At 54.5% G+C, this 21,146-nt stretch carries 22 protein-coding genes, 1 tRNA gene and 2 pseudogenes; 12 read left to right on the top strand and 13 right to left on the bottom strand.

What is annotated here, in order from left to right:
- Positions 1-44: 44 nt before the first annotated feature.
- From BUB44_RS13320 to BUB44_RS13295, 6 genes are read right to left on the bottom strand one after another with little or no spacing between them, the layout of a single operon-like run.
- Positions 45-308: a hypothetical protein gene (locus tag BUB44_RS13320; protein ID WP_073167164.1), complete on the bottom strand. Its 264-nt coding sequence runs from the start codon at positions 306-308 to the stop codon at positions 45-47.
- 45 nt (positions 309-353) lie between these two features.
- Positions 354-650 carry a PDDEXK family nuclease gene (locus BUB44_RS13315; RefSeq protein WP_073167162.1) on the bottom strand — a complete coding sequence of 99 codons (297 nt, stop codon included), beginning with the start codon at positions 648-650 and terminating at the stop codon, positions 354-356.
- 11 nt (positions 651-661) lie between these two features.
- Entirely contained in the window at positions 662-1,012 is a 351-nt protein-coding gene (locus BUB44_RS13310) for a hypothetical protein (RefSeq protein ID WP_073167160.1), read from the bottom strand.
- Positions 996-2,912: an AAA family ATPase gene (locus BUB44_RS13305; protein ID WP_073167157.1), complete on the bottom strand. Its 1,917-nt coding sequence runs from the start codon at positions 2,910-2,912 to the stop codon at positions 996-998. The genes BUB44_RS13310 and BUB44_RS13305 overlap by 17 nt, the downstream gene beginning before the upstream one ends.
- 7 nt (positions 2,913-2,919) lie before the next feature.
- Positions 2,920-3,333: a hypothetical protein gene (locus BUB44_RS13300; protein ID WP_131821635.1), complete on the bottom strand. Its 414-nt coding sequence runs from the start codon at positions 3,331-3,333 to the stop codon at positions 2,920-2,922.
- Positions 3,294-3,509, bottom strand: coding sequence for a helix-turn-helix domain-containing protein (locus tag BUB44_RS13295; RefSeq protein WP_073167152.1), 216 nt, complete (start codon positions 3,507-3,509; stop codon positions 3,294-3,296). Before BUB44_RS13295 ends, BUB44_RS13300 begins: the two co-directional genes overlap by 40 nt.
- 166 nt (positions 3,510-3,675) lie before the next feature.
- Between BUB44_RS13295 and BUB44_RS13290 the strand changes: the two genes are divergently transcribed.
- From BUB44_RS13290 to BUB44_RS13250, 9 genes are all read left to right on the top strand, one after another.
- Complete coding sequence (locus BUB44_RS13290; RefSeq protein ID WP_073167149.1) at positions 3,676-4,623, top strand: hypothetical protein; 948 nt, start codon at positions 3,676-3,678, stop codon at positions 4,621-4,623.
- An 802-nt stretch (positions 4,624-5,425) separates the two neighbouring features.
- Positions 5,426-6,688: a sulfate adenylyltransferase gene (sat, locus tag BUB44_RS13285; protein WP_073167146.1), complete on the top strand. Its 1,263-nt coding sequence runs from the start codon at positions 5,426-5,428 to the stop codon at positions 6,686-6,688.
- 15 nt (positions 6,689-6,703) lie between these two features.
- Positions 6,704-6,994: a DUF6955 family protein gene (locus BUB44_RS13280; RefSeq protein ID WP_027356137.1), complete on the top strand. Its 291-nt coding sequence runs from the start codon at positions 6,704-6,706 to the stop codon at positions 6,992-6,994.
- Between the two features lie 132 nt (positions 6,995-7,126).
- On the top strand, positions 7,127-7,567 hold the full coding sequence (gene aprB, locus BUB44_RS13275; RefSeq protein ID WP_013822175.1) for an adenylyl-sulfate reductase subunit beta: 441 nt from the start codon (positions 7,127-7,129) through the stop codon (positions 7,565-7,567).
- A 23-nt stretch (positions 7,568-7,590) separates the two neighbouring features.
- Entirely contained in the window at positions 7,591-9,474 is a 1,884-nt protein-coding gene (aprA, locus tag BUB44_RS13270) for an adenylyl-sulfate reductase subunit alpha (protein ID WP_073167144.1), read from the top strand.
- A gap of 115 nt (positions 9,475-9,589) precedes the next feature.
- Positions 9,590-10,831 carry a CoB--CoM heterodisulfide reductase iron-sulfur subunit A family protein gene (locus BUB44_RS13265; protein ID WP_073167142.1) on the top strand — a complete coding sequence of 414 codons (1,242 nt, stop codon included), beginning with the start codon at positions 9,590-9,592 and terminating at the stop codon, positions 10,829-10,831.
- Between the two features lie 6 nt (positions 10,832-10,837).
- Positions 10,838-13,048, top strand: coding sequence for a hydrogenase iron-sulfur subunit (locus BUB44_RS13260; RefSeq protein WP_073167168.1), 2,211 nt, complete (start codon positions 10,838-10,840; stop codon positions 13,046-13,048).
- Positions 13,049-13,169: 121 nt separating this feature from the next.
- The gene (locus tag BUB44_RS13255; protein WP_073167139.1) at positions 13,170-14,351 is read left to right on the top strand and encodes a (Fe-S)-binding protein; all 1,182 of its coding nucleotides are present in this window, start codon (positions 13,170-13,172) and stop codon (positions 14,349-14,351) included.
- Entirely contained in the window at positions 14,352-15,497 is a 1,146-nt protein-coding gene (locus tag BUB44_RS13250) for a 4Fe-4S dicluster domain-containing protein (RefSeq protein WP_073167137.1), read from the top strand.
- Between the two features lie 96 nt (positions 15,498-15,593).
- On the opposite strand, the gene BUB44_RS13245 is transcribed toward BUB44_RS13250, so the two are convergent.
- Positions 15,594-16,202 (bottom strand): hypothetical protein, encoded by a 609-nt coding sequence (locus BUB44_RS13245; RefSeq protein ID WP_073167135.1) that lies wholly within the window; start codon positions 16,200-16,202, stop codon positions 15,594-15,596.
- 150 nt (positions 16,203-16,352) lie between these two features.
- Entirely contained in the window at positions 16,353-16,547 is a 195-nt protein-coding gene (locus BUB44_RS13240) for an SPW repeat protein (protein ID WP_034634509.1), read from the bottom strand.
- Between the two features lie 192 nt (positions 16,548-16,739).
- On the opposite strand from BUB44_RS13240, the gene BUB44_RS13235 reads away from it, so the two are divergent.
- Positions 16,740-17,492 carry a hypothetical protein gene (locus BUB44_RS13235; protein ID WP_073167132.1) on the top strand — a complete coding sequence of 251 codons (753 nt, stop codon included), beginning with the start codon at positions 16,740-16,742 and terminating at the stop codon, positions 17,490-17,492.
- A gap of 61 nt (positions 17,493-17,553) precedes the next feature.
- Here BUB44_RS13235 and BUB44_RS13230 read toward each other — a convergent pair whose 3' ends face one another.
- Both BUB44_RS13230 and BUB44_RS13225 read right to left on the bottom strand, forming a co-directional pair.
- Entirely contained in the window at positions 17,554-17,844 is a 291-nt protein-coding gene (locus BUB44_RS13230) for a hypothetical protein (protein WP_073167129.1), read from the bottom strand.
- Positions 17,845-18,114: 270 nt separating this feature from the next.
- Positions 18,115-18,954 carry a zinc metalloprotease HtpX gene (locus tag BUB44_RS13225; RefSeq protein WP_027356128.1) on the bottom strand — a complete coding sequence of 280 codons (840 nt, stop codon included), beginning with the start codon at positions 18,952-18,954 and terminating at the stop codon, positions 18,115-18,117.
- Between the two features lie 523 nt (positions 18,955-19,477).
- Here BUB44_RS13225 and BUB44_RS13215 point away from each other — a divergent pair.
- A tRNA-Leu gene (locus BUB44_RS13215) sits at positions 19,478-19,567 on the top strand.
- Positions 19,568-19,600: 33 nt separating this feature from the next.
- Here BUB44_RS13215 and BUB44_RS16065 read toward each other — a convergent pair.
- From BUB44_RS16065 to BUB44_RS16170, 3 genes and pseudogenes are all read right to left on the bottom strand, one after another.
- Positions 19,601-19,810: pseudogene (locus tag BUB44_RS16065) on the bottom strand (tyrosine-type recombinase/integrase); the annotation flags it as partial.
- Between the two features lie 25 nt (positions 19,811-19,835).
- A pseudogene (locus BUB44_RS16175) lies at positions 19,836-20,246 on the bottom strand (site-specific integrase); the annotation flags it as partial.
- Between the two features lie 83 nt (positions 20,247-20,329).
- A complete protein-coding gene (locus BUB44_RS16170; RefSeq protein WP_083543250.1) occupies positions 20,330-20,536 on the bottom strand; it encodes an N-terminal phage integrase SAM-like domain-containing protein in 207 nt (68 codons plus the stop codon).
- A gap of 211 nt (positions 20,537-20,747) precedes the next feature.
- On the opposite strand from BUB44_RS16170, the gene BUB44_RS13195 reads away from it, so the two are divergent.
- Positions 20,748-21,146: DUF6431 domain-containing protein (locus BUB44_RS13195; protein WP_242655988.1), on the top strand; the 399-nt coding region annotated here is incomplete at its 3' end.

Here is a 21,146-nt window from a genome sequence, read left to right as displayed (position 1 = left end):
CGGATTTTTGGAAGGGATTTCATGGAAAAGAAGAAGCCTCCTTTCTACTTTTTCTGCTTTTGCAGCCGTTGCCAGTGGTGGAAGTCGCCAAATCCCTGCATGACGCCAGGAGAGGTTTCTTCATAATGGCAGGTGTCCCGTTCGTCGGCAAACCTGCCGGCTGCCTGCCGCCGTTCGTTCAGAGCCTTTATGACTTCGTCAATATCTTCTTCGGTCTTGTCCACCCTGGGAGGCGGTTCGGGTTTTTTGGGCCGGGGGTACGGTGATTCGTAGGCCTCCGGAAACACTTTCCAAAGAGGTTCGTTCAAAGCCGCAGCAATCCGTTCGTCCGTTCGCTCCTCCTTTTTGTCTGATTATACAACCTCCTGTGCCACCCAACCCTCACCGTCAAGCCAAATCCACACTTCACGGGAAACCCCAGGTACTTTTGGCACCCGCCTTATTTCCTCCCTGGCCGCTTCGAGGACAGCGGTAAAGCCTCCTTCTTTTACCCGCTTAACCTGGATAAGACGGATGCCGTTTGTGTTTACTGCCACCACGTCAAAGGGACTGTGGCTTCCCGCTGTCCGGGCCACCACATAGCCGGCTGCCTCCAGCACTTTCACTGCCTTGCGCTCCGCTAAATACCCCCGCCTGTAGTTTGTCGGCACATTGTCACCTCCTAATCAGCCAGCGCACCAGTCCTTTCCCGGCAAAGGCCGGAAAGTCTGCCGTCCCTCAGCAAAGGGTAAAGGTCGCAGTCCGTTTCACTCACCCAGCAGCAGTGTCCTGCAGCCATGCACCGGGGCCGGGTTGGGTGGACAGGGTAGCGGTTCCCCAGCTCTTCAACGTAGCCACGCAGCCAGGCCGTCACTTCCTGCTTGTGTCGCTTCAGCTCGGCCAAAAGGGGCCGGGCTTCCGGGGGAGCTTGAGAGGGAGGCCAGGGCAGTTTCGCCCGCACCTGGCCGTCCTTTATGTCAAGGGCAATGCCGTGCCCGGCTAACTGGTTGACCAGCTCAGAAGGGGAGGTCATTGAGGTCACCTTCCCAAATGTCATCTTCAGTGATATTTCGTTTGTCGCCATTTCCACCAACATCGCAAACATCCCAACATTTGCCCTCGAAGCCTTGTGGCTCAAGGGTTTCAGATGTTGGTGGGGTATACAAGCCTCCACCAACATTTGATTGTTGGTTTGTTGGTGATGTTGGTAAAGTTGGTTTGTTTGCGTTGTTGGTGATAAAATACAAGCCACGCTCAACTTTAGTTAACTGACCCTCGTTTGCCATAGTAGCCAGTAGCCATCTTACCGTTGACGAACTCTTCCCTAGCGCCTGGGCTATATCTTTAGCACCCATTGGTTCCCCGGCAGCCCGCAACAGCTCGATAACCTGCTGCCGCTCCTGGCTCAAGCGGTATTCCTCGGCTCCCCCCACAATGTGCCAGGTTGTGGTACGTTTATCAAACTCAAGTGCGAGTTCCTGCTCCTCGAAGTCCCGCCCGGTGACAAATAGTTCGGCATCCACCTTCCCCCGGCTGCGCTTTAGAATCCAGGTCGTGTCTGCCGCGCCGCCAATCCCTGTTGAACCAGAAATGCTGTCCAGGACATCCACATATCCTTGTTTGTTCTGGTGGTGGATAAGCAAAACGACTGCATTGTACCTGTCGGCCAGGCTCTTTAGGGCTCCCATAACGGCATAGTCTTCCTGGTAGACATTTCCGTTTCTGCGTCCGGGAGGCCGCATTTTCGCCAGGGTGTCAACAATGAGCAGTTTTGCGCCGCGCCTTGTGATAAGCTCTTCCAGGGCCAGCAACCCTCCCTGGTCAAGCCGGGGAAACTCGGTATAGAAAAACAAACCGTCAGGGGCCGCCCCACCCTGCAGGACAGAAGCCAAGCGTTTTTTCAGCCTGCGGGGCTGGTCTTCGAGAGCCAAATAAACAACGCTCGCCTTTTCCACTTTTATTTTTCCCAGTGCCACACCGCCGGAAGCTGCGGCCACCGCAATATTTAAGGCCAACCAGGACTTGCCGATTTTTGGGCGACCAACCAGGAGTGCAAGCCCTTCCGGTAAGAGTCCAGGAATCACCCAGGACGGTTCAGGAAAATCGGCATTTACCAGCTCTACCGCCGAAAAGCCTTTTGGAAGTTTCGCGGAAGGGGCCGTGGCCTGCCGTGGTGTGGGCCTCCACTCCTGGACCCGCTCAACCAGAGTTATAAGCTCTTCCCTCGTGTGGCCTGCGGCCAACCAGTCCGAAACGTCGCCTTTTGGGGGCAAGCCGGGCAGCTCCACCACGCGAATCCGCTTCGCCACCCCGTACAGGCTATGCGCTACCTGTTCGGCGTGTTTGCGGCCCGGTAGGTCATTGTCCGGCAGCAATACCACGTCCGCACCGCGCAAAAACTCGGAGTATTCTGGCCGCCATTTCCCCGCGCCGCCGGGGGCGGTCGTGGCCGTGAGTCCCAGCCGGGTCAAGTTGTCGCAGTCTTTCTCACCCTCGACCAGAAAAACCGTCCGGCCTTCCCGCACCGCCGCCAAAACTTCCGGTAACTTATAAAGAACACGCCTGACACCTTGCAGGTTATATACCCACCCGCCAGCGCGGTCGGGCCGCCGCTGGGCGAACCGCTTCCCCGGATAGCGCAGGACCTCAAACAGCAGTTTTCCCTGCTCGTCCACATACGGGTAAATGGCCTCGGGTTCTTCTCGCTCGCGCCTGGTTTTTTTCGGCAGTCCCAGTGCCGAGACTATGTCCTCATAGCGGCACCCTGCGAAGCAGTGCAGCAGTACCCTCCCATCCTTCTCCGAGACGGAGATGTGAAGGGAACGACGCCCCTGCTTTGCACCGTCGTTGTGGCAGGGACAGAAGGCCAGGTAGCCGCCCTTGCCGTCTGGTTTGGGGTCTTTGAGGCATGTTATGATGTCTGTAAGGGTCATGTTTCTCTCACCACTCGAAAGCCAACTGCGTGAACCGCTCCTGCTGCCCCGCCGGGGGGCATTTCTTTTTCGTGATAGTCCAGTGTTCCAAGGGAACAAGGATTTGGGGTCCGGCGCCAAAGTTAACCTCAATGGCTTCAACTAGGGTGGATGTCGGGCAACGATAGACGGCGGCCTCGGTCTGGATTTCCAGCCACTGCGCCCCCTGCCCCACGGCCCACTCCAAGCCGGGCTTGTCGAAGGCCCAGCCCTGGGGCCGCCAGCACTTGTGTCGCTCTTTCGCCAGCCTCGTGTAGACCAGCCCCCCGCCTGGGCGGTGTTCCAGGGTTACGGCGTAAACCGTGCCATCAGGCCGGGTAAACCTTCTTTTTGTCATTTTTTCTACTTCACCAGTTTTGGCCAGCCGGTCTTGGGGTCGCAAATATCCTTCACCTCACACCCCAGGGCGTTCGCCAGGGGTTCCCTCCACGCGGGGGGGACGTAATACTGCCCGCGTTCAATACGGGTCAGTACCGTCTCGTTAAAGCCATATTCTTTGGCGAAGGCGCGCAGGGTCTTTCCCGTGCGCATCCGCAAAACGCGAAGGCAGGTTAACATTGGCCAGCTCTCCTTTCTGATTGACCTTCTGCTCAAACTATAGTACAATCGCTTTAACATGTCACGCCGTACATATACCGTCACTTTACGAAAACGCAGTCCTGACAGGGCGCGGGAAGGGGAAAGAAAGTTGTCGCTTGTCAAGTGACAAACAGGAGGGGAAGTCGTGCGGTACTCGGTCAGTTTTAACTTTCATCGTAAGCCGCCGTTCGAAATAGTCACTCCTGCCGAAACCACCGGCATCACACCGGGACAGGTTGCTTTTGCACTCCTTCAGGTGGACTGCCGGGACACCGGTTCGGTTAAGGCGTTTTTAGAGATGTTCCAGGCCAGGTGGTTTTATATTGACGGCAAAAAGATAGACGCCGCCGCAGCAGGGGCGTTCCTCCCGCTGGAGCAGGCCGCCATGCGAAACTTCATTGAAACCGTCCTGCTTGTCCCACCGGTGGAATGGTACCTGACGGACATCCCCCCTTCCCGCCGTGTCGCAGTGTTCTTCCACCGGTTCCCCCAGGGTGAACGGCTGAAGCGGCACTTTCAGGGCGTTACCATGCGCCCCACCGTCACCGCCAGGCCGGAGATGTTACAAAGGCTTTTGAGGAAGGACGGAAAGCCGACAAAGGCCGCCGAAGAGTGGAAGGAAGTATGGGAAAAAAGAGAAAAGCAACCGGAAAGACTTCTAGCCGTCCTGCCGGAGTTGGAAACCCTCTCCTGGCGGTACGAAACGGAAAACCTGCTGGCCATCGCCTGGTTGGAGTTATTTCTCATGGCCGAACATGACTTCACCCTCAAGCAGTGCCAAAACCGAAAATGCAGGGAGTATTTTATCCCCTGGCCACCCAATACCCTTTACTGCCGGGAGTGCAGGGGGAACACCAGCAGGCAGAGGCTTTACTGGCAGAAGAAAGCGGAGGAAATGGCCGAAGAAGAAAGGGCCGCATTGCGGAAGTATCACCGGGAACACAAGCGGTTGGTGCGGCAAATCCAGAAGCTGTACGCGGAGGGGAAAAGTTTCCGGGAAATATCCGAGGCTACGGGGAAGTCGGAGGAATGGGTGCGGGCCAGGCTGGAGAAAGTTAAAAAAACTTCGGTGTCTGAGCAGGAGTTTGAATAGGAATGGCGAAGGAGTTTCAAAAAGGAAAATAACCGAGACCGTTATTGGTGACGAAGGGCCGTTTCGGGAAAGCCAGGCGGGACAAGGGCTGGAGGGTTTTTGGCTAAGGCGGCGGTCTGCAAAACCGCTATTCCCCGGTTCGAATCCGGGTGTCGCCTCCAGGTTAAATGTAAAGCTGGCGTAAAAACGCCAGCTTTTTCTCTTCGGGCCGGGATGGGTTCAAGAAGTGCTTGTCAACGTATTGAATTTATGATATAAAAACAAGTAAAAGTGATAGCCTTCACCATCACAAACAGTTAATATTAAATATTATGAAAACTTATAAGACTTTTACCCTTTGCTGATCATCTGTTTTAATATTTCAAAAAAAGAAATTAAGTTTTCTGGATTTCACTAGCAGGAAGTCTCGATTTTGTGTCGAATAGAACTAATTAAGTTGACGCGGTTAACAAAAAGCGGTAGCCAGTTACCGTTGTGACCGGTTTCATGCAGCATAATAAATAATAAGCCATGGCGGCTGAGTAGAAATAGCGTCCAGGCGACAATTTTCGCTGGAAATAGCAGGAATATAAAAGAGATATTATATATATAATTGTAGCGTGCGATAACGGGCCTGCCATAACGGTTCCATCTTGGGCCGTTAATCGGCTAACTGTATGATTGAATTGCTGGTTTTAGAGGTCCTGCCAGCTCTGTTTTCAAATCGGGAAGGGGGAGGGGATAGCGCGGGGAAAAAGCTGGTTTGTGGAAGAGGTGAAGTATAACCGGTATAATTACAATCTTTGAAGGAAGGAGAAGGGAAATGACCTATATTGGCCATGGCGGCAAAGAAATTGTGGAAAGGGTTTTAGAACCTGAAAAAGCTGCTGAGGCAATTAAAGGTTTAACACCGGTGCCCATCCGCGGCCAGATTGCGCGGGAGATTATAGATATCGCTTACGGCTTTTTCACTCCCCTGGAAGGATTCATGACCAGGGCCGATGTGGAAGGCGTTTGCAATGAAATGAAGCTCGCCAATGGCATTTTGTGGCCAATCCCCATCGTTTTTGATATTTCTACGGAAGAGATTAACGAAAAGGGAATCAAAGAAGGCGATAAGCTCCTGCTGACCTATCAGGATAAGCCGATGGCTATTCTGGAAGTGGAAGAGATCTTCACCTACGATAAGCAGGAGATGGCCTTAAAGGTCTACGGCACAACGGAGGACAAACATCCCGGTGTGGCCAGGACTTATAACTATAAAGATAAGTTTATCGGCGGAAAAATCACCCTGGTTAACCCACCCAAGATTAACCCTCCTTTTGATGAGTTTTTCTTCACTCCCAAACAGATGCGCCAGAAATTCGCAGAAAAAGGCTGGCAAAGAATCGTCGCCCACCAGACCAGAAACGTGCCCCATACCGGACATGAATGGTTGATGAAAGGCGCCTGGTTGTCTGCGCACGGTGAACTGCCCGTAGAAAAAACCGTGACCGGCGTGCTGGTTAACGCCATAATCGGCGAGAAAAGAAAAGGCGATTACATCGACGAGGCTATCGTGCTGTGCCACGATGTGCTGCGCAAGGCCGGCTATTTCCGGGAAGATGTGCACATGACATCCATCACCCTGTGGGATATGCGTTACGCCGGTCCCAAGGAAGCCGTTTTCCATGCCATTTTAAGGTCCAACCTGGGCCTGACACACCACATGTTCGGCCGTGACCATGCCGGAGTGGGTACCTATTATGACCCCTACGATGCCCACAGGATTTTCGATCAGTTCCCCGAGGATGCTCTGAATATCAAGCCTGTCCGCGTGCTTGCCTGGTGGTACTGCCCCGTCTGCGGCGAGGTAACCTATTCCGGGCTGTGCGGGCACAAGGAGCAAAGCCAGAACTTCAGCGGTACCCTGATCAGGAGCATCATCCAGGACGGTGTCAAGCCACCTCGCCTGATCTTCAGACCGGAAGTGTTTGACCTGATTATGGAATGCGCAGAGAAGTACGGCTTTGGTTCTGCTTTCGTCACAGACAAGTACCTGAAGGAGCGGAACCCCGTATTTACCCTTCCCGACATGAAGTACTAGTGAGGAGGTGGCGAGATGTCCATTACCATTAACATCTGGATCAACGAGGAAAGGTACGCCAAACTGCAAAAGGCCGGGCTGGCCGATATGGCCGAGGAAGTTCTGGCCGGATTGAAGGTAATCAAGGTTCCCTGCACCGAAGAGCAAAAAGATAAGGTGCTAAAAGTCTTCCCGACGGCAAAATATGACTCTGCCACCACCAAGAGCATCGAGCTGCTGCCCAGAGAAGTGAAGGATAAAATTTTCGACCTGGTGGTTGAAAAGCAGAGCATAGATATCATGGATGAATTCCTTAAGAATTACTAGATGAAAATCTTCCACCTTGAATTTTGCAGATATAGACCAGCCTTTGGGGGGAGGTGGGTATCGGGAAGAGGGAGGGGAGCTTTTAGATAGCGTGCTTAATGCAATTATAAAAATATGAGGAGGTTAGAGTTTATGCCAAGTTATGTAATTGCTGAAAAATGTGACGGCTGCAAAGGGCAGGACAAAACCGCATGCATGTACATCTGCCCCAACGACTTAATGGTCCTGGATAAAGAAAGAATGAAGGCTTACAACCGGGATCCCCAGATGTGCTGGGAGTGTGCATGCTGCGTTAAGATTTGCCCGCAGCAGGCCATGGACCTGAGGGGCTATGCCGACTTCGTCCCCATGGGCGCCAGCACCATTCCGCTGAGGGGTTCGGAAGACATTATGTGGACCATCAAGTTCCGGAATGGCACCATCAAGCGCTTCAAGTTCCCCATCCGGACCACGCCGGAAGGTTCCATCGTCCCCGATGCTGGCTTTGAGACCGGCACCGACGATCTGAAGAGCTACGTGCTTTTCACTGAACCCGGCTCCCTGGGCTGTGAAGTCCCGACCCTGAAGAAATAAATAGAGAAGAGGAGGTTAGGCAAATGGCAAATTTTGAAACCGTAGAAGTCAATACCGACCTATTGATAATTGGTGGTGGCATGTCCGCCTGCGGTGCTGCCGTGGAAGCCGCTTACTGGGCCAAAAAACACGGTCTGAAAGTAACCCTGGTGGATAAAGCTGCCATGGACCGCAGCGGTGCCGTGGCCATGGGTCTGTCCGCGATCAACCTTTACATTGGCCAGGCTGCCGGCGATAATACAGTGGAAGACTACGTCCGTTACGTCAGGCAGGACCTGATGGGCATCACCCGGGAAGACCTGGTATACAGCATCGCCCGTCACGTCGACTCCACCGTACACCTGTTTGAAAAGTGGGGCCTGCCCATCTGGAAAGACGAGAACGGCAAGTACGTCCATGAAGGCCGCTGGCAGATCATGATCAACGGTGAGTCCTACAAGATCATCGTGGCTGAAGCGGCTAAGAACGCTCTGAACTCCCTCGGTCCCGACAACATTTACGAGCGCGTGTTCATCGTGGAGCCCCTGATGGATGGCGACCGCTGTGTTGGCGCCGTCGGGTTCAGCGTCCGCGAGAACAAGTTCTATGTCTTCAAGGCTAAGGCCGTGCTGGTAGGCATGGGCGGTGCCGTGCACGTGTTCCGGCCTCGTTCCACCGGTGAAGGTCTGGGCCGTTCCTGGTATCCTCCCTTCAACACCGGTTCCAGCGCTTACTTCACCCTGAAAGCCGGCGCCGAAATGACCTGCCAGGAAGTGCGCTTCATCCCCGTGCGCTTCAAGGATGCCTACGGCCCTGTGGGCGCATGGTTCCTGCTCTTCAAGTCCGTAGCTACCAACGCCTTAGGCGAGGACTACATGAAGACCCACCCGGATGTACTGGAGCAGTATGCCCCGTACGGCCTGACCAAGCCTATCCCGGCCAACCTGCGGAACCACCTGGGCCTCATTGACGAAAGGGCTGGCAAGGGTCCCATCTACATGAGGACGGAGGAAGCCATCCAGCGCCTGGCTCAGGAAATGCCGGATGAGAAGCAGCGTAAGAAGAAACTTAAGGAACTGGAAGCCGAAGCTTGGGAAGACTTCCTCGACATGACCATTTCCCAGGCCCTGCTGTGGGCGGCTACCAACACCTTCCCCGAAGAGAAGCCCTCTGAGATTGCCGCCTGCGAGCCCTACTTCATCGGTTCGCACTCCGGTGCTTCCGGTGCCTGGGTCAGCGGTCCCGAGGACATCGCTCCGCCCGAGTATCAGTGGGGATATACCAACATGTCCACTGTGAAGGGCCTGTTCTGCGCGGGCGACGCTTCCGGCGCTTCCAGCCACAAGTTCTCCTCCGGTTCCTTCACTGAGGGCCGGATTGCGGCCAAGTCTGCCATCCGGTTCATCGTGGAGAACAACGAGGAACCCAAGGTGGATCCCGCCCAGATCGAGGAGCTCAAGGCACGGGTCCTGAAGCCTCTGGACACCTTCGAGCAATACAAGAACATGACCACCGACCCAGAGGTGAACCCGAACTATATCCGTCCGAAGCAATTCATGTTCCGCCTGCAGAAGATCATGGACGAGTATGCCGGCGGTGTCTCCAAGTCCTTCACCACCAACAAGTACCTCCTGGAGAAGGGCCTGGAGCTGCTGGAAATGCTCAAGGAAGACTCCGAAAAGCTGGCTGCTTCCAACCTGCACGAGTTAATGCGGTGCTGGGAGAACGTCCACAGGATGTGGCAGGCGGAGGCCCACATCAGGAGCGTGCTGTTCCGCGAAGAGACCAGGTGGCCCGGCTACTACATCAGGGCGGACTTCCCGAACATGGACGAAGAGAACTGGAAGTGCTTCGTCAACTGCCGCTGGGACCGCAACACCGGGCAGTGGGAAGTCTTCAAGCGGCCCGTCATCTCCATTGTGGACTAACGTATAGCGTAGATTATCTTCCGCTATTACCTGCATATGTAATCGAGCCGTGGCTGTTCGCGGCCACGGCTTAACCCTTATTTTTCTAAAAACTATGTTGTGACGGTGATGAAATATGGGCAATAAGAGCATCCTGGTAGTTGGAGGGGGAATAAGCGGGTTAACTGCCGCCATTGAGGCTTCAGAAGTGGGTCATGAAGTCTTTATTATTGAGAAGAACCCCTACCTCGGCGGCAGGGTGGCCCAGATGAACCAGTATTTTCCCAAGCTCTGCCCTCCCAACTGCGGTCTTGAAATCAATTTCCGCAGGATTAAAAACAACCCCAAAATTCACGTTATAACCCTGGCCGAGGTAACGGGAGTTTCCGGCCAGGAGGGAGATTTTGAGGTCAAGGTTAAAGTTTCTCCCCGCTATGTAAATGAGAACTGCACTGCCTGCGGCAAGTGTGTGGAGGTTTGTCCGGAAGAAAGGAAAAACACCTTTAACTATGGTCTGGACAATACCAGGGCCATTTATTTGCCGCACATTTTCGCTTTTCCAATGAAATATGTTATTGATGCCCAGGCCTGCTCCAGGTGCAACAAGTGTGCTGAAGTTTGCCCGGTTAACGCCGTCGATCTGAATATGGAACCCAAGGAAATGACCTTGAGGGTTGGTTCCATCATCTGGGCTACCGGCTGGAATCCCTATGATGCCTCCAGGATTGGTTATTACGGTTACGGCCAGTACCAGAATGTAATTAACAACGTGATGCTGGAGAGACTGGCTGCTTCCAACGGCCCGACGGGTGGTAAGATCCTGCGCCCCTCCGACGGTAAGCCGGTGGAAAAAGTGGCCTTTGTCCAGTGTGCCGGTTCCAGGGATGAAAACCACCTGCCCTATTGTTCCGGCGTGTGCTGTCTTGCTTCCTTAAAGCAGGCTACTTATATCCTGGAGCGGAATCCCGAGGCCCAGGTATATATTTACTTTATTGATATCCGGGCGCTGGGTAAATTTGAAGACTTTTACATGAAAGTAAAGGATAATCCGAATATTCATTTAGTTAAAGGTAAAGCGGGTGATATCACAGAAGATCCGGCCACCAGAGATTTGATTGTGGTGGTGGAGGATCAGGAAACCCAGAAATTAATGAAGGAAAAATTCGACCTGGTTGTGCTGGCCACCGGTATGGCACCGACTACCAGGGAGAGCAAGGCGCCTGTGGATCTGGTATACGACGAGAACGGCTTTGCGGTTGGTGGCGCGCCGGGTATATACAGCGCCGGTTGTGTGAGCAGGCCAATGGATGTGGCTTCCTGTGTCGAGGACGCAACTGCTGCTGCCCTCAAGGCTATCCAATCGACGGTGGGGAGGTAATTGACGGTGGACAAAAAACTGGCGGTTTATATATGTACCGGCTGTGGAATTGGTGATGCCCTGGATATAGATGCCCTTTCCAATGTGGCAACCAAGGAATACAAGGTTCCGGTGTGCAAATCCCACCCCTTCCTTTGCGGCGCGGAAGGCGTTGGGATGATCAAGCAGGATATGGAAGGGGAAGGGGTTAACACCATCGTAATTGCGGCCTGCTCCATGCGGGTAAATTATGACGTGTTCAACTTCCCCAATACCATCGTGGAAAGGGTTAACCTGCGGGAGCAGGGCGTATGGTGCCATCCGGCCAACGACGAGGATACCCAGATGCTGGCCGAGGACAGCCTGCGCATGGGTATAGTCAAGGCCCAGCAGATGTCCCTGCCGGAGCCCTTCCAGGCAGAAAACCTGTCCAAAAACGTGCTGGTTGTTGGCGGCGGCCTGGCCGGTCTTACGGCTGCACTGGAGTCTGCCCGGGCGGGATACAAGACCGTGCTGGTGGAAAAGAATTCTTCCCTGGGCGGCTGGGTGGCCAAACTGCACAAGCAGGTCGGCTTAAAGCCCCCTTATAATGAGCTGGAGGATAATAATATTAACCAGTTAATCAAGGAAGTGGAAGAAAATCCCGACATTACTGTCTATAAAGGTGCGCAAATACAAAAAATTTCCGGTGCGCCGGGGATGTTTGATGTGGAGATCAACCAGGGCGGCAGCGTGGCCACGGAAAGGGTAGGTTCCATCGTCCTGGCTACGGGTGCAGTGGCCTATGACGCCACCAAATTGAGCCACCTGGGCTTTGGCCAGTACCCCAACGTGATCACCGGCGAAATGTTTGAAGAAATGGCTGCCCGGGGCGAGTTCAAGCGTCCTTCCGACGGCCGGGAGGCCAAGAGCGTGGCCTTTATCCTCTGTGCCGGTTCCCGGGATAAGGAGCATCTGCCTTACTGCTCGGCCATTTGCTGCACCGAGTCCTTAAAGCAGGCGCTTTACGTGAAGGAAAAGGATCCCGAAGCCACGGTCTATATTTTCTATAAGGATATGCGGGCTGCGGGTAACTATGAGTTCCTCTACCAGCGGGTGCAAAAGGAAGGGGCCCTGTTTTTCAGGGGCGAAATTGCCGGCATTGAAGAGGACGGCGGCAGCCTGATCATTGAATTTGATGATGTTCTGGTCGGCGACCGGATCAGGACGGAACCGGTGGACCTGGTGGTCCTGGCAACCGGCATGGTGCCCACCACGGCCATCGGGGAAAGGCTTGTGGTCCAGTCCGACGATCAGGGCAAGGACTCCGAGCCTCCGGCGGATGAGATCATCAAGTCCAACATCCTTAACCTGGAATACCGGCAGGGTCCCGAGCTGCCCACTTTGAAGTACGGTTTTGCTGATTCGCACTTTATCTGCTTCCCGTATGAAACACGCCGGACGGGCATTTACGCTGCGGGCAGTGTGCGGGCACCCATGGACATTCCTTCCACCATCAGGGATGCCACCGGTGCAGCGCTGAAGGCCATCCAGTGCATTGAGCTGACGGCTCAGGGTTCGGCCGTGCACCCGCGGGTGTGGGACCTCTCCTTCCCGGAATTCTTCATGCAGAGGTGCACCCAGTGCAAGCGGTGTACGGTGGAGTGCCCGTTTGGTGCCATTAACGAGGATGAAAAGGCCAATCCGCTGCCCAACCCCACCCGTTGCCGGCGCTGCGGTACCTGTATGGGGGCCTGCCCGGAGCGGATTATCTCCTTCAAGAATTACTCGGTGCCCATGATCGGCAGTATGGTAAAAGCCATTGAGGTGCCGGAGGAGGACGAGGAGAAACCGAGAATCATCATCTTTGCCTGTGAAAACGACGCTTATCCGGCCCTGGATATGGCCGGCATCAACCGTATGACCATCAGCCCCTGGGTGCGGATTATTCCGGTGAGATGCCTTGGTTCCATGAACCTCATCTGGATTGCCGACGCCCTCTCCAAGGGCATTGACGGTATCCTGCTGCTGGGCTGCAAGCACGGCGACGACTACCAGTGCCACTTCATCAAGGGCAGCGAGCTGGCCAGCTACCGCCTGTCCAAGATTTCGGAGACATTAAACCGCCTGGCTCTGGAATCGGACCGGGTGAGGATGGAACAGGTCAGCATTATGGATTACGACCGGATTCCTCAAATTATCGAAGACTTTGTCAGCAAGCTTGAGGAAGTCGGTCCCAACCCGTACAAGGGCTTCTAAGGTAATGGCAGAGGGGTTTTCAACCCCTCTTGCCGGTTGCCCTCCGGCTTTAACCCTGTTCAATTAAGTAACAAGAGATAGCGCAACTGCTAAAAACTATTTGCCAAAGGGGTTTAAAAGTATGGAACCAAAAGAACCTAAAGAAATATCATTGGAGATGAAAGAATACCTGGTTTCGGCCGGGGCACAAACCCTGGATCACTGCATGAGCTGCGGGCTCTGTTCCGCCCTTTGTCCCTGGCGCCTGGTGTCCGGTCATACCAGTGAGGTTTTTTACATCCGGAGGATGCAGCGCCTGGCACAGCTCGGCCTGGAAGGGTTCGATGATGAGGAAGTTCTCTTTGCCTGTACCACCTGCGGCATGTGCCAGAGGAATTGTCCCAGGCAGGTAAAGATAATTGAAAACGTACGCTCCATGCGCAGCACCACCGTGGAGGCCGGTTTTGTGCCCTCTTCCCTGCGGTCCGTGGTGGGCAGCCTGCACTCCAATGGTAACCCCTGGTCCGGGCCCCGTGAGAAGCGCATGGACTGGCAGAAGGGGATGGAAGTACCTGCCTTTACGCCTGATACCGAGTACCTGCTCTTTGTCTGCTGCACTTCCTGTTACGACCCCCGCAGCCAGAAAATTGCCCGGAATGTGGTTTCCCTGCTGAAAGCAGCAGGTGTAAGTTTCGGTGTCATTGGTGTAGAGGAAAGCTGCTGTGGGGAAACGGTCCGCAAGATTGGCGATGAAGAGCTTTTCCAGAAGCTGGCGGAATCCAACATCAAGCTCTTTAAGGAAAAGGGAGTCAAAAAGATCATTACTACCTCTCCCCACTGCCTGTATACTTTTAAGCACGAGTATCCCGAGCTGGGCGGGGAATTTGAGGTCGTGCATTATACCCAGATCCTGGCTGAACTGGTGCAGGAGGGCAAGCTGTCGCTGACCGTCCCGCAGGATAAAAAGATTGCCTACCATGACCCCTGCTACCTGGGGCGGCATAATGAGATTTTTGAGGCACCCCGTAATTTAATTAAGGCCGTGCCCGGTGCCGAACTGGTCGAGCTGAGCCGGGCCAGGGAAAAGAGCCTCTGCTGCGCCGGGGGTGGCGGCCGGCTGTGGGCCGAGGTGCCCCGGGGTGAGCGTTTTGGTGAATTAAGGGTTCTGGATGCCGAGGAGCGGGGTGCGGATACGCTGGTCACGGCCTGTCCCTATTGTGTAATCATGCTGGAAGCGGATTGCCTGGCCCTCGACAAGCAGGAGAAAATTAAAATTATGGAAATCTCGGAACTCCTGAGCGCATCGATGGGGAGGGAGAGCTAATTGACCAATGTAAACCCTCAGTTTGCTAAAAAACTTCAGAAGTATGGCGCCAGTACTGTTTCCCAGTGCTTCAGCTGCGGGACCTGTACGGCCGTCTGTTCATTAACAACCGACGAGCACCAGTTTCCGCGCAGGTTTATGCGGTATGTGCAGCTGGGCCTGGAAGATAAGATCAAGCATTCCGTGGAACCGTGGTTGTGCTATTATTGCGGCGACTGCCAGAAGAATTGCCCGCGGAAAGCCGATCCCGGCGAGCTGATGATGGCCCTGCGGAGGTATCTGACCACGGTCTATGACTGGACCGGCATTTCACGGAAGCTCTACACCTCCATGGCCTGGAAAGTAATTCTGGTGGGGCTTTTGTTTGCCCTGACCCTGATAGTGGTGTATACGTTCAGCGGTGAAATGGTTACGGAGAGGGTGGAGCTGGAAACTTTTGCCCCCGCACACATAGTTCACCCGGTGGGTTACGTTTTTGGTGCGTTGCTGGCCTTTCTGCTACTTTCCAACGTTTACCGGATGTACAGGTTAATTATGGGTCCCCAGGCCGGCGGGCTGCCCTTATCCGTATATATTCAGGAACTGGGCACCCTGGTGGTTCATTTTGCCACCCAGGCCCGTCTGCGTATGTGTGCCAACAAGTCGCTCTGGTTGAGACACTTCTTGATTATGAGCGGTTACTTTGTGGCCTTCGTACTGGTGAACATTGACGTCGTGACCAGGTGGTCCCTGACCAACGAGCCGCCCATGTGGTGGCACCCCGGCAAGTTGCTCTGGAGTTATGCATCTATTGCTATGCTTTATGCTACGACCCTGGCGATCATCGGGCGTTTAAATAAAAAAGAGCCAATTCACCAGTACTCCCATTCCACCGACTGGATGTTCCTCATCCTGCTCTGGTGCACGGTGGCCACGGGCTTATTAATGCGTATCTTCATGGAGCTGCATATGCCCCTGCCCACCTATCACACCTTTGCCCTGCACCTGGCCTTTACGGTGCCCCTCCTGGGCCTGGAGGTTCCCTTTACCAAATGGTCGCACCTGGCCTACCGGCCTTTCGCCCTTTACTTTGTGCGCCTGAAGGAGAGGGCCCTGGAGCTGAACAGGTCGCAAGGTGAAGCGTCCCAGGTTGGTGTGAGCGGCTAAATTTGAAGGCCTCCAGGTAGCACAAAAGGACCCCGGGAAGGGTCCTTTTTCATTTTGGATTAACACCCCTGCGCGATATACCGCCGGCGGGGCAGATCAAATATCGATGGTTTTGCCCGGCCATTCCACCCTTTTCTCGTAGTACTGCACGGCACGCCTGCCCATGCCCAGCGCCGTGAGGTAATTCACTCCCCCGGCCAGCAGCAGGCCCAGCAGCGGGATAATGCGCACCAGGCTGGAGCGGGCGGTGGAACGCACTCCCAGGGACAGGAGCGCCCGCTCCACCAGGGCCGTAAAGGCCTCCCCGGAAAGCTGGTTCACTGCCGTCCGGGAGAGGCTCATACCCGCGCTCCCTATCCCTGAGGCAAAGATGAAGGCCCAGAAGGCCTCGCGCCGGTAACGGTAGCCGGTCAGGTTGTTATCGTAGATGAAGGCTATTTCCAGAACCATGCGCCCCAGGAGGTAGGTGAGCAGGGTTACGTCGAGGGCGACCCCTCCCAGCAGGGCGACCAGCGCGCCCAGGCCCGGTATGACCGCCGGCAGGGCGGTGAGCGCTCCAGCCAGGGCGCACTGCCAGGCCCTTTCCTGAATAATTTTGCCGGCCAGATCCCGGGGAGATAAATCCGGGTAATTTTTTTTCAGCCTATTTATTTTCTGCTCGATTTCTTCGGCCCGGGGTGAGTAAAAAGGGTTGAAGCGCGCCACGGCTGCGGTCCCCCCTTTTTTTAGCACCAGTATGACATGCCGGCCGGGTGCGGTCAAGGGGACCGGGGGCAGGAAAAATTACCCGGCTGGATAAAAGAAAAACGCCCGCCGGCACGATGAAGTTACCGGCGGGTGCGGGCGTGGAAGGGATTACTTGTTTTCGCCTCCACCGCCAACCCTGGTTCCTCTGAGCTCAGCGTTGGTAAGGTAGGAGACGACGGCAACAAGAATGCCTAAAATGATATCATTCCACATGGCATTGACAACGTTGGAATAACCCAGCACAAAAGGTGCAATGATCAGCCAGATGCCGAAAATAATGCCTAACCAGCCGTACCTGTTCACCCGGTTTCACCTCCCACCTTTCAGTTGTTGCTGCAATCACTGTTTATTTTAACCACTGCCAGGAATTTTAAACCCCCAGGCAGCTAAACAGGATAAAATTTTTCAATAAAATAGGTCTAAAATGAAGGAAATGCCAGTTGCTGGTAGAATAGAATAGAAATGTTGGTAATATCTGGCTGGAGGTTGATGAAATTGCTACAGCGTTATTTTGAGCTGGTTGAAGAGCTTGGCGCGCTGGAAAAGAACAGCCTGGCGGATCTGTCCGAGGAGGAGATAATGCGCTACCTGGACCTGCGCAGGGAGCGGGAGGAACTGGCCGGTAACCTGGAGGACATGATGGAGGGAGCCCTGAACTACCTGCAGGATCTGGCCAGGAACGTGGGCGAGGAGCTGGTTGATCTACCCGGTTTAATGGAAAGTGCCAGGGAGCAGGGGGATTTTAAGGAGGATTACGTTAACCGGATAGCGACACTTATCGGGTCACTGGAAGCGGATCTGGAGAGAATTCTCGCCGATTGCCGCCAGTTGCGCTATGAACTATTATGGGGCGGGGAAAGGGAGGCCGGTGGTGAGGACGCGGGAGAACAGGTCCCGGAAAATTACCCGGCCGAAGTAAGCGACCAGGGAAGAGACAGGCCGAGGGATGCGGCAAAGAAAAAAGAAGGGGCCCTGGCAGAGGCGGCCTGCGCCCTGGAGCCCGCGTGCAGAGAAGAGCCGCCGGGAGAAATATCAGCCCGGGACGGCCGGGAACAGGAAAACGGGTGTTCTGTTATCGTTTCCCCGGAAACATTGAAGAAGCTGGAAGCGGTCATGCGTCCCCGGGAACCCCTGGACCTGGAACCTGTACCGCTGGAGGGGCAGGCCGGGCTGGCAGTATTAAAGGCGGCCTGTGCCGGGGGCAAGTCCCGCCCCGGGAAATCCCATAAAGAGCGACACCGCCGCTAGAACCAGCGGCGGTGTCTGAAGGTGCACCCGCGGCACACCGCGTACAGAGCCGCTCGGGTGGTTATTTATCCTTATCGTGGTTCTGATCTATGGGTCTTAAGAAAGTGACGTTATTTCTCCGGCCGGGTCTTTTGACCGGCATTTCCTCCTCGGTAATTTCCAGGTAGAAAACCTTTTCCGGATAGCAGAGGACGGTTACAACCCCCCGTTCCGGTTCTGTCAGCCAGATCCCCTTGAACTCCAGCATTTCTCCCATTAAATCCACATTTACCCTGCGCGGTCCTTCCAGGACTTCCAGTTCCCATCCCTGGATGCTCACCACTAAGGTTTTATGTGGTTGTGTTACTTCCATCTATGGCTACCCTCCTTTGCTCCGGGCCGCTTTAAGCGGCTCACAAATCAGTATACCATATCCTGCATGGGTGATAAAAATATTTCACAGAAAAAAGCCCCTGTCCCGGTAGACAGGGGTTCCAGGCTGTCGACAAAGTGCCTCCGGGATGGACCCTGGTTTTAGTCGTCGCTCCCGGTCGTATCGAAAAACAGGGCCCATATAGAGTTTTGTCAACAGTCTAAAACCCCTGTCCACTGGGACAGGGGCTCCTGAAGACAGTGGGCGCTATTACTGCATCTGCTGCAGGCGCCTGACCCTTTCCGCTATTGGCGGGTGGGTGCTGAACAGGCTGGCCAGGGTTTCTCCCCGCAGCGGGTTGACGATGAACAGGTGGGACGTGGCCGGGTTAACCTGCATGGGAATGTGCTGAGCGGCCCGCTCCAGCTTGAGCAGTGCGCTGGCCAGGCCGTGGGGTGAGCCTGCCAGGCGGGCGCCGGTGGCATCGGCCTCAAACTCCCTTGCCCGGGAGATGGCCAGCTGGATGAGGGTGGCCGCCAGGGGGGCCAGGATAATCATCAGCAGGGTGCTTACCAGGCCCAGGGGGTTGGCCCCTTCTTCGTCATCCCGGCCAAAGATCAACCCCCACTGCAGGGCATTGGCAATCATGGTGATGGCGCCGGCCAGGGCGGCGGCAATGGTGCCCACCAGCACGTCCCGGTTTTTGATGTGGGCAATTTCGTGGGCCAGGACGCCTTCAACCTCCGAACGGTTGAGAATTTGCATCAGGCCATCGGTCACCGCCACCGCCGCGTTGGACGGGTTCCTGCCCGTGGCGAAGGCGTTGGGCTGCGGTGACGGGGTGCGGTACACCCGGGGCATGGGTATGCCCGCCCGCTGGGAAAGCCGGCGGATTATATCGAACAGCTCCGGCGCCTCGTGCTCGGCCAGGGGCCGGGAACCGGTCATGGCAATGGCAATCCTGTCGCTGAAGTAGTAGCTGAAAAAGTTCATCCCCAGGGCAATGATGAAGAACAGGAGAGCTCCCGAACTGCCGCCCACGGCATTGCCAATCAGCACCAGCAAAACGGTTAACAGGCCCATCAATAACCAGGCTCTGAAATTATTCACGGGGATCCGTGACCTCCTTTCAAAAATATACCGGAAGCAACCGGCAACAAACCCTCTCCGGCCGGTACCCGGGTGCAGCCCGCCGCTCCGACCGGCAGGGGAAATTACCCGCTTTAACCAGCCTCCCGCGCGTGACGGAAGGTAATATTTACATGGGTATTGATCCCTCCTTCACGATTATACCTGTAAGGTAAATTATGATATATAAATAACAAGCCATGCAATTACGGATGCTTATCCTCCGGCTCCTGTAGATTGTGTCTTTTACTACCTACAATTATTCTATTACTTATTATATTATAATTTTTTCTTACCAGGCAAGAGAGGAAAGTGGAAAGAAACTGGAAATGCAGGGTTCCCGGTGCCTCCTGCCGCCCGCGCATCGAACAGTTGTACGTTATTGACGGGAAAAATCATTTATAGTAAAATAACTCAAGCAGGCTCTATAAGTCAAAGGAATTTTCAAAACGATAATAAGCGCTCTGAAACAGGGCTCTCAAGTTGATGAATATAAGGATTTCGTGCCGGAGTGGCGGAACTGGCAGACGCACGGGACTTAAAATCCCGGGGGTGTTATGCACCCGTACCGGTTCAAGTCCGGTCTCCGGCACCAAATATATCAAGGCTTTCATAATATAGCGGGCACTTAAAAAGTGGTGCCCGCTAAGCTTTTTTGGTGCCGTTTGGTGCCCAATAAATTTTGCAGTTTCTCCGCTACTTCCTTTTGTATCGTGAGAATTATATGGGAATAGGTATCTAAGGTGAGGGTAACCGTCTGGTGGCCAAGCCGCTCCTGGACAACCTTGGGGTAGATGTCCTGGGCCAGGAGGATGGTGGCGTGCAGGTGTCGCAGGTCGTGAAAGCGAGGCCGTTAGCCCCAGCCTGTCCCCCAGGATTTTAAACCGGTGACTCATATTGGACGGGTCCTCCGGCCGCCCATCAGCGCGGGGGAAAACAGGGTTGTGGTCCTGGTACCGCTCCCCAAGGCGCATCCTGTTTTCCAGTTGCCGACGCCGGTGTTCTTTAAGGATCTCCACCAGAGCCGAGGGGATAAGTACCTGCCGGCGGCTTTTCTGTGACTTAGGGTCCGTGAAGATAAACCCCTGCCCGGGCAATCGCTGGAGCGTCTGGCGTATGGAAATAGTGCCCGTATTGGTGTACACGTTCTCCCACTGCAGACCCAGGAGCTCGGCCCGGCGCATGCCCGTAAATATGGCCGTGCATATAAGGGCATAGTCCTGGTGGTCGCGGGCCGCTTCTAACAACCGCTGGATTTCCTGTAATCCTGGCACGCTTATTCCCGGTCTCTTCGCCCTGGGGGCCTGTACTGCATCAGCCACGTTACGGGCTATCAGCTGCCACTTGACTGCATGGTTCAAAACTTCTCGAATAATCCTATGATGATACTGAACCGTCCGCTGGGAAAGTTATGTAGCTTGTCCGAATAATAGCCCTGCAAGTGGAGGGGTAGAAGTTTGGCTAGAGGGATAGCGCCCAGCGCAGGAATGATGTGCTTTTTGATAATTCGCTGGTAACTGTCAAATGTAGAAGGCGATAGGTTGGGGCGGCAGTAGTCATCCAGTTGTCAATTCTCACTTTAATTTAGCCCAACCCCTGCCCATTTTCGCAGACTAAACAATCTGCAACTATTTCCGATACCAGAATAATCTGCAACTGCTTCGCATACTGTTTTGGTATTTCAGGTCAGTCAGTCCGTCTATTCACCAGAATATGACAACCAGTGACTGACCCCTTTTCTTCCGGCTGTGGAACAGGTAGAATATTTGCTGGAAGTGACCGCCATGCAGCAGATATTTTACACGCCTGTACCGCCGGAAGAATACGCCCGCCTGGGCAAAGATTTTCCCTTTCCCCAACCACTCTCATGCCCCAACCCCGGTTGTCTGGTCAAGGCACCCCCTCAAAAACACGGTTTTTATCAACGCAACGTCATCGCGGCAAATTTCTGTGGCCGGATTCTCATCCGCCGCTACTATTGCAAATACTGCCGGACCACCATCTCGTATCTGCCTTCTTTCTGCCTGCCGTACTTCCAGTACACGGTCGAGATAATCTTTACTACCCTTTGGCATGCTCTGGTTTCCCACCACTCATTTTCCGAGTGTTTAAATCTGCTGAAAAAATTGTTCGAGAACCTGTACTGGGAAGCAAGCCATCTGCAATTTTACGTG

The sequence above is a fragment of the Desulfofundulus australicus DSM 11792 genome, from assembly GCF_900129285.1.
In the GTDB taxonomy this organism is placed as follows: Bacteria; Bacillota; Desulfotomaculia; order Desulfotomaculales; family Desulfovirgulaceae; genus Desulfofundulus; species Desulfofundulus australicus.
This window is presented reverse-complemented; position numbering and strand designations above follow the sequence as displayed.

Bases quoted from the DNA above. Each gene is read 5' to 3' on its own strand.
- BUB44_RS13265 (WP_073167142.1), top strand. From the start codon at position 9,590: ATGGGCAATAAGAGCATCCTGGTAGTTGGAGGGGGAATAAGCGGGTTA.
- BUB44_RS13310 (WP_073167160.1), bottom strand. From the start codon at position 1,012: ATGACCTCCCCTTCTGAGCTGGTCAACCAGTTAGCCGGGCACGGCATT.
- aprB (WP_013822175.1), top strand. From the start codon at position 7,127: ATGCCAAGTTATGTAATTGCTGAAAAATGTGACGGCTGCAAAGGGCAG.
- BUB44_RS13280 (WP_027356137.1), top strand. From the start codon at position 6,704: ATGTCCATTACCATTAACATCTGGATCAACGAGGAAAGGTACGCCAAA.
- BUB44_RS13255 (WP_073167139.1), top strand. From the start codon at position 13,170: ATGGAACCAAAAGAACCTAAAGAAATATCATTGGAGATGAAAGAATAC.
- BUB44_RS13305 (WP_073167157.1), bottom strand. From the start codon at position 2,912: ATGACCCTTACAGACATCATAACATGCCTCAAAGACCCCAAACCAGAC.
- aprA (WP_073167144.1), top strand. From the start codon at position 7,591: ATGGCAAATTTTGAAACCGTAGAAGTCAATACCGACCTATTGATAATT.
- sat (WP_073167146.1), top strand. From the start codon at position 5,426: ATGACCTATATTGGCCATGGCGGCAAAGAAATTGTGGAAAGGGTTTTA.
- BUB44_RS13230 (WP_073167129.1), bottom strand. From the start codon at position 17,844: ATGGAAGTAACACAACCACATAAAACCTTAGTGGTGAGCATCCAGGGA.
- BUB44_RS13295 (WP_073167152.1), bottom strand. From the start codon at position 3,509: ATGTTAACCTGCCTTCGCGTTTTGCGGATGCGCACGGGAAAGACCCTG.